The organism is Phaeovulum sp., assembly GCF_047638075.1.
Lineage (GTDB): Bacteria > Pseudomonadota > Alphaproteobacteria > Rhodobacterales > Rhodobacteraceae > UBA6197.
Map to the genome: position 1 here is coordinate 23,224 of NZ_JBLJBV010000022.1, position 7,717 is coordinate 30,940.

Sequence of the window (7,717 nt, forward strand, 5' to 3'; positions counted from 1 at the left end):
CGTTGAGATCTTCGCCTCCGGCGGGAGTAGTTTTGCCAAAAAAAAGCCGAAAAGTGTTTTTTGATGGGGCGGGGTATTTCGGTTCAGGGTGGTAGGTTTCTTTGGGCGTGATGACAATTTTTAGAAAAAGAGATCGAATCACTGCGCCGTAAACCACTTGTTAAGGTTAAGGCGGCTAGACAAAGGGGCGAATGAGGCGGAGGACCTGATGGCAGAGAGTTTGTTTTCTTACCCCACCCCCTTCACCCCACCCACCACGGAAGAAGATAAACTATCCTTCCTCCGCCTTATTCGTTCCCGTCGTGTTGGGGTTGCGACGTTTTATCGGCTTTTGGCGGAACACGGATCAGCAGCGGTGGCGCTTGACGCGCTGCCGGAAATTGCTCGCGCGGCAGGGGTTGCGCAATATGCCGCCTGCCCCGAAGGGGTTGCGTTGGCCGAGATGAAGGCCGCCCGGCGACTGGGGGCACAGATGCTGTGTCATGGGCAGCCGTCGTATCCCTCGGCTTTGGCCGAGCTATCAGATGCGCCGCCGGTGCTTTGGGCCATGGGTGATGTTTCACTGCTGACGCGCCCCATGGTGGCGCTGGTGGGCGCGCGCAACGCATCGTCACTGGGCACAAGGATGGCGCGCAAACTGGCCGAAGGGTTGGGGGCTGCGGGATATGTTGTCGTATCAGGGTTGGCGCGCGGCGTAGATGCGGCGGCGCATCATGCAGCGCTGGCCAGTGGCACAGTGGCGGTTCAGGCGGGCGGGGTTGATGTGATCTACCCGGCAGAGAACACTGCCCTGGCGAAGGACATTGCCGTGCGCGGCCTGCGTCTATCGGAACAACCTTTCGGGTTGGAGCCACAGGCACGCCACTTTCCGATGCGCAATCGGATTATATCGGGGCTTGGCCGCGCGGTGGTGGTGATTGAGGCTGCGGCACGGTCCGGCAGTCTGATCACGGCGCGCAATGCGCTGGATCAGGGGCGAGAGGTAATGGCGGTTCCGGGCCACCCATTGGACGCGCGCGCCAGTGGGTGCAACATGCTGATCCGCGACGGTGCTCTTTTAGTGCGCGGAGTAGAGGATATTTTGGCCGGGTTGGGTTGTGGAGAGGAACAGTCAGCCCATCCCTCCGTCATCAGCCCGAAGGCGCGCGGCGAAAACCTTGCAGTTACAACCATGAAGGAGGCGCCTGCGACAGGCGATGTGCCGCCCCCTTTGGTGCGTGACATAGTCCACAAGTCGCGCCCCACATCTGAGACGAGGGCCTTGCATCAGTCCATACTCGATCGGCTGGGGCCCAGCCCTTTGGCCGAAGATCAATTGATCCGTGATCTGTCTTTGCCCGCAGCCAAGCTGGCGCAAGAGCTTTTACTGCTGGAAATGGACGGTGTCATTGCCCGTCAACCGGGTGGGTTGCTGACCCGCGTTGTCTAAGAGGCAGCGGGGCATATTGCTGCCCGTCCGCCAAGCGCGACATCACCAATCTGTCACCGGGTCGATGACATATCCATCGCCATGGTGTGGCTATTGCATTTTGATTTACGCGGGCTAGCCAACGGCTGTGTCCGTGATTGATACCGCGTTTTGATGAACACCGGGGTTTTCTGATGCGGCAAAACGCCTGCTGTTTCCGGCCTGGTGACGCGGGTTTGGTTTTTGCACAGCCTTGGCATGCCTGCGGCCCGGCTGGTCCGCCTAACCGGCACCCCCACACCCGTGATCAACATCACCTCAGGGCGCATTGACACCGCCCGCCAAGCCCCCCATGTTCCGCGGCCAAAGCGCATTTTTTGATCCCCCGAGAGGAAGTCATGGCCGTTGTCGTTGTCGAATCCCCTGCTAAGGCCAAGACCATAAACAAATATCTCGGCTCGAACTACACTGTTCTGGCCTCGTACGGGCATGTCCGCGACCTGCCGCCCAAGGATGGATCGGTCGACCCAGAGCATGATTTCAACATGAAATGGGAAATCGCGTCAGACAGCAAGAAGCACATCAAGGCCATTACGGACGCGCTGAAAACCGACGATGAACTGATTCTCGCAACCGACCCTGACCGCGAGGGCGAAGCGATTTCATGGCACCTGCAAGAGACACTGGCCTCGGCCCTGAAGAAAGGCAAAAAGGTCAGCCGCGTAACCTTTAACGCGATTACCAAAGCCGCCGTGACCGAAGCGATGGCCAACCCGCGGCAGGTCGATACCGCCTTGGTCGAGGCCTATCTTGCGCGGCGCGCGCTGGACTATCTGGTGGGGTTCAACCTCTCGCCGGTGCTGTGGCGCAAGCTGCCGGGCGCAAAATCGGCGGGGCGCGTGCAGTCGGTCTGCCTGCGCCTGATTGTCGAGCGCGAGATGGAGATCGAGGCGTTCCGCGCCCGCGAATACTGGACCGTGACTGCCCTGCTGCAAACCCCGCGCGGGCAGGATTTTACTGCCCGTCTGACCGTTCTGGGCGGCAAGAAGTTGGACAAATTCGACATTGCCACCGCCACCGCAGCCGAATTAGCGGTGCAGGCCATCACGTCGCGTACCTTGGCGGTAAAATCGGTCGAGGCCAAACCCGCCAGCCGCAACCCCTATGCGCCCTTCATGACCTCAACCCTGCAACAAGAGGCCAGCCGGAAATTCGGCATGGGCGCCAAGGCCTGTATGAGCACAGCACAGCGGCTTTATGAGGCGGGTCATATCACCTACATGCGGACCGACGGTATCGACATGGCGCCCGAAGCGGTGACCGCCGCGCGAGACGAAATTTCCCGTCGATTTGGCGCGGATTACGTTCCTGCCACCCCGCGCATCTACAAGAACAAGGCCAAAAACGCGCAAGAGGCGCACGAATGTATCCGTCCGACCGATATGACGATGTCCCCCGACCGGCTGTCGGTCGAGTCCGATCAGCGTAAACTTTACGATCTGATCTGGAAGCGCACGATCGCCAGCCAGATGGCCGCCGCCAGAATGGAGCGCACCACGGTCGATATAGGGTCGCCCGACGAACAGATCGAACTGCGCGCGACCGGTCAGGTGATGATGTTTGACGGCTTTCTCAAGGTCTATGACGAAGGCCGCGACGATGACGAAGGCGAAGACAGCGCCCGCCTGCCGCAAATTATGCAAGGCGAGGCGACCGAAAAGAAAAACATCACCCCCGAACAGCATTTCACCCAGCCCCCAGCGCGGTATACCGAGGCAACGCTGGTCAAGCGCATGGAAGAACTGGGCATCGGCCGCCCCTCGACCTACGCCAGCATCGTTACCACGATTCAGGATCGGGGCTATGTGCGCAAGGACAAGAACCGCCTGATCCCCGAAGATACCGGGCGGCTGGTCACGATCTTTCTGTCGAACTACTTCCGCAATTATGTGGAATATGACTTTACCGCCGATCTTGAAGATCAGCTTGACGACATCTCTGCGGGCAACCGCGATTATAAAGAAGTTCTGGCGCGGTTTTGGCGCGATTTCTCGGCAGCAATTGCGGAAACGTCCGAGCTGCGGATAACCGACGTTCTTGAAAAGATTGACGAAGTTCTAAGCCCGCACATTTACCCGGCCCGCGATGACGGATCAGACCCGAAATCTTGCCCGGTTTGTGGCACTGGCCGGTTGAACCTGAAAACCGCGCGTTCAGGCGGGGCTTTCATTGGCTGCAACAACTACCCCGAATGTCGTTATACCCGGCCACTGACAGCGCCGGGCGGCGAAGATGGCGCGACTGCGGGGCTGGATGGAAAGGTGCTGGGCGTGGATGATGCGGGCACGCCCGTCACCCTGCGTATCGGCCGCTTTGGCCCCTATGTGCAACTGGGCGAGGCTACAGCCGAGGCCCCGAAACCGCCCCGCGCAAGCCTGCCCAAGGGCTGGGCGCCCGAGGCGTTGGAGCTGGACCGTGCGCTGGCGCTTTTGTCGCTGCCCCGCCCGATCGGGTCGCACCCCGAAGACGGCGAATTGGTTGAGGCCAGCATTGGCCGCTTTGGCCCCTATGTGAAACACGGCAAGGTCTATGCCAACATCACCGACGTCGAAGAGGTCTTTACCATCGGCATGAACCGCGCGGTTGAAGTATTGGCCCAAAAGGCCGCACGCGGCCCCGGCCGGGGCGCCGCCGCGCAGCCGCTCAAAGAGTTGGGCGAACATCCCGATGGGGGCGCGATTCAGGTAATGCCGGGCCGCTACGGCCCCTATATCAAATGGGGCAAGATCAACGCGACGCTGCCCAATGGCCTTGAACCCGGCGCGGTGACGCTGGAAGAGGCCCTGCCGATACTCGCGGAAAAGGCCAAGAAGGGCGGCAAACCAAAAGCGACCAAAGCCAAAGCCGCCGCAAAGCCCAAAGCCAAAACAGCAAGCAAGGCCGCAGCAAAACCCAAAGCAGCCGCCAAGCCCAAAGCAGCCGCCAAGCCCAAGGCCGCCGCAAAACCCAAGGCCGCAAAGAAAGCCTGACGCTAACGCCTATTTCGGACCACCTCTCTTTGCGCAAGGCTTCTACCGACCTGCGCGGCCGTCGCGCGGGAAAATCCGGCCAACGGCGGCCGCACGACCAAGACCCGATCCGCTGCACTGCGGCAATTGACAGTGGCGCGCCCCTTCGTCACTACTTCTGACAACGAAATTGCGGAGGACTTCATGAAAAAGGTATTCGCCACCGCCGACGAGGCCCTGGAGGGGCTTTTGGTTGACGGCATGACAATGGCAGCTGGCGGCTTTGGCCTGTGCGGCATCCCCGAACTTCTGATCGACGCACTTGTCAAAAATGGTGTGAAGGACATCACCATTGCCTCCAACAACTGTGGTGTTGATGGCTTTGGGCTGGGCAAGCTGCTGGATACACGGCAGATCAAGAAGATGATCTCATCCTACGTTGGCGAGAACGCCGAATTCATGCGCCAATACCTTTCGGGCGAATTAGAGCTGGAATTCAACCCGCAAGGCACATTGGCCGAGCGAATGCGTGCCGGCGGTGCGGGTATTCCCGGTTTTTACACCAAGACCGGCGTGGGCACCGTGATTGCCGACGGCAAGGAGCACAAGGATTTCAACGGCGAAACCTATATTCTGGAAACCGGCCTTGTGATGGATCTGGCGATCGTGAAGGCGTGGAAGGCCGATACCTCGGGTAACCTCGTCTTTCGCAAGACCGCGCGCAACTTCAACGTGCCTGCCGCGACCTGTGGCCGGATTTGCGTGGCCGAGGTTGAGGAAATCGTGCCGGTCGGCAGCCTTGACCCCGACTGCATCCACCTGCCCGGCATCTATGTGCACCGCATCGTTACCGGCAAACACGAAAAACGCATCGAACAGCGCACTGTGCGGGAGGGTTGAGAAATGGCTTGGGACCGGAACCAACTGGCCGCCCGCGCGGCAAAGGAACTGAAAGACGGCATGTATGTGAACCTGGGCATCGGTATTCCGACGCTGGTGGCGAACTACATCCCCGAGGGTGTGTCCGTGACGCTGCAATCGGAAAACGGGATGCTGGGCATCGGCCCCTTCCCGGCAGATGACGACGTGGACGCCGACCTGATCAACGCAGGCAAGCAGACCATTTCCGAATTGCCGCATTCGGCCTATTTCGACAGCGCCACCAGCTTTGCAATGATCCGCGGCGGCAAAATCGCCATGGCGATTCTGGGCGCGATGGAGGTGTCGGAAAAGGGCGATCTGGCGAACTGGATGATCCCCGGCAAGCTGGTCAAGGGCATGGGCGGCGCGATGGATCTGGTGGCGGGGGTCAAACGTGTGGTGGTGGTGATGGATCACGCCAACAAGCACGGCGACTCCAAGGTGCTGCGTGAATGCACGCTGCCGCTGACCGGGCGCGGCGTTGTGGACCGGATCATCACCAATCTGGGTGTTCTGGACGTGGTCGAGGGTGGGTTGAGGATTGTCGAGTTGGCCGATGGTGTGACCGAGGCTGAACTGCGCGCGGCGACCGAAGCGACCCTGGTTGAGTGACCTTTGAAGGATGGCCCTTTTCGGGGCCATCCTTTCCGAAACGGCGAAACTGTTACGCTGGGTGAAACAGCTCCATATTGCTGCCCTAATCTGTCTCTAAATCAGCGGCAATGACCAGTACGCAAGCCCCCTCTTCATCAGACCTATCCCTGCCGCACAGGCGAGGCCGCGACCGGCTGATAATCGCCGTGCTGCTGGCACTGGTGGTGCTGGGGCTGATCGGGCTGGCCTCTGCCACAGGGTGGCACGAAACCTGGGCGCAGATAACGCGGTTGAGCGCGCTGCAAATCATCACGCTGCTGGCCTTGTCCTTGATCAATTACGCTCTGCGCGGGCTGCGCTGGCATCTTTTTGCCCGCCGGATCGGGCTTAAGACCGGCATTGGCCAGAACCTGCGCCATTTCATCGGCGGATTCGCAATGAGCGTAACCCCCGGCCGCGTAGGTGAGTTGGTGCGGATGCGGTGGCTGCGGCGCGAAACGGGGTGGGCTTTTGCCCGCACGGCCCCTTTGGCGTTGATGGATCGCGCCTCTGATCTGGCGGTGATGGCGGCGCTATTGGGGCTATCGGTTGCGTTGGCGGCGGGTGGTATTCAGGGGGCGGTGCCGGTCACGGCGCTTGCGCTGGGGGCCGCCGTTGTTGCCACGCGGCCCCGACTGCTGGCTGCGCTGATCACCTGGGCCTACCGCATCACAGGCCGCCTGCCGCGCAGTTTTGGCCGGGCACGGGCGGCGGCGCGGTCTTTGGCGCGGTTCAGCCATGGGCCGACGTTGGCATTGGCGTTGGCGCTGGGGCTGGCGGGCTGGCTGGCCGAGGGCGTGGCCTTTCATCTGCTGCTGGGTTGGATGGGGGCCGATATCGGGCTGTGGAAAGCCGTGGCAATCTTTGTCTTTTCGGCATTGGCCGGGGGGCTGACCGGCGCCCCCGGTGGCCTTGGCGGGGCCGAAGCCGCCATGGTGGCGCTGCTATCACTGGACGGTGTCGGGCTTGAGGTTTCAATTCCCGCTACCGCCGTGATCCGCCTGACAACCCTTTGGTTCGCTATCGGGCTTGGCGTGGCCGTGTTTCCGCTGGCTGAACGAAAATCGCTAAGGGTCTAAGATGATTTGGAAAACCTCTAACTACACCGGATGGGGACGCGCGCAAAAAGCCATAGGCGAAATTGCCCGCCCTGAACGCCGGGCCGACGCGCAGACGATCAGCGCCCAGACCCCCGCCCCGGCCATGGGAATGCGCCGCAGCTATGGCGATGCCGCGCTGAACAACGGCGGGCGGATGATCGACATGACCCGGCTGGACCGGCTGACAGGTTTTGACCCCAAAACCGGGCATCTGGAGGCCGAGGCCGGCGCGCGGATAGGCGATATTGCCGCGATATTCGCCCCGCGCGGCTGGCTACCCGCGGTGATGCCGGGAACCGGCTTTGCAACGGTGGGCGGCTGCATTGCGCAGGATGTCCACGGCAAGAATCACCACCATATGGGCAGCTTTGGCCAGCATGTCGTGGCCCTGACGTTGCTGCAAAACGGGCACGAGGTCACGGTGCTGCCCGATACGCCCCTGTTTCGCGCGACGCTTGGGGGGCTGGGCCAGACCGGGATCATTCTGAAGGCCACCCTGCGGCTGATGCCATGCAAGGGCGATGTGATGATGGTCACCGAACGCCGTGCCAAAGGGTGGGATGAACATCTGTCGCTGCTGGATGCCTCGACGGCCAGCTATAGTGTCGGCTGGATTGACGCTACCGCAAAGGGTGCAGCCCTTGGCC

General features: G+C 61.2%; 6 protein-coding genes. All 6 read left to right on the plus strand.

What is annotated here, in order from left to right:
* Positions 1–208: 208 nt before the first annotated feature.
* Positions 209–1,429 carry a DNA-processing protein DprA gene (gene dprA, locus ACM62R_RS03200; RefSeq protein ID WP_415182627.1) on the plus strand — a complete coding sequence of 407 codons (1,221 nt, stop codon included), beginning with the start codon at positions 209–211 and terminating at the stop codon, positions 1,427–1,429.
* A gap of 377 nt (positions 1,430–1,806) precedes the next feature.
* Positions 1,807–4,437 carry a type I DNA topoisomerase gene (gene topA / locus ACM62R_RS03205; RefSeq protein ID WP_415182628.1) on the plus strand — a complete coding sequence of 877 codons (2,631 nt, stop codon included), beginning with the start codon at positions 1,807–1,809 and terminating at the stop codon, positions 4,435–4,437.
* Between the two features lie 183 nt (positions 4,438–4,620).
* Positions 4,621–5,316, plus strand: coding sequence for a CoA transferase subunit A (locus ACM62R_RS03210; protein ID WP_415182629.1), 696 nt, complete (start codon positions 4,621–4,623; stop codon positions 5,314–5,316).
* A gap of 3 nt (positions 5,317–5,319) precedes the next feature.
* Positions 5,320–5,949 (plus strand): 3-oxoacid CoA-transferase subunit B, encoded by a 630-nt coding sequence (locus tag ACM62R_RS03215; RefSeq protein ID WP_415182630.1) that lies wholly within the window; start codon positions 5,320–5,322, stop codon positions 5,947–5,949.
* A gap of 110 nt (positions 5,950–6,059) precedes the next feature.
* Positions 6,060–7,049, plus strand: coding sequence for a lysylphosphatidylglycerol synthase transmembrane domain-containing protein (locus tag ACM62R_RS03220; protein ID WP_415182631.1), 990 nt, complete (start codon positions 6,060–6,062; stop codon positions 7,047–7,049).
* Position 7,050: 1 nt separating this feature from the next.
* A partial coding sequence (locus ACM62R_RS03225; RefSeq protein ID WP_415182632.1) for an FAD-binding protein occupies positions 7,051–7,717 on the plus strand: 667 nt, incomplete at its 3' end.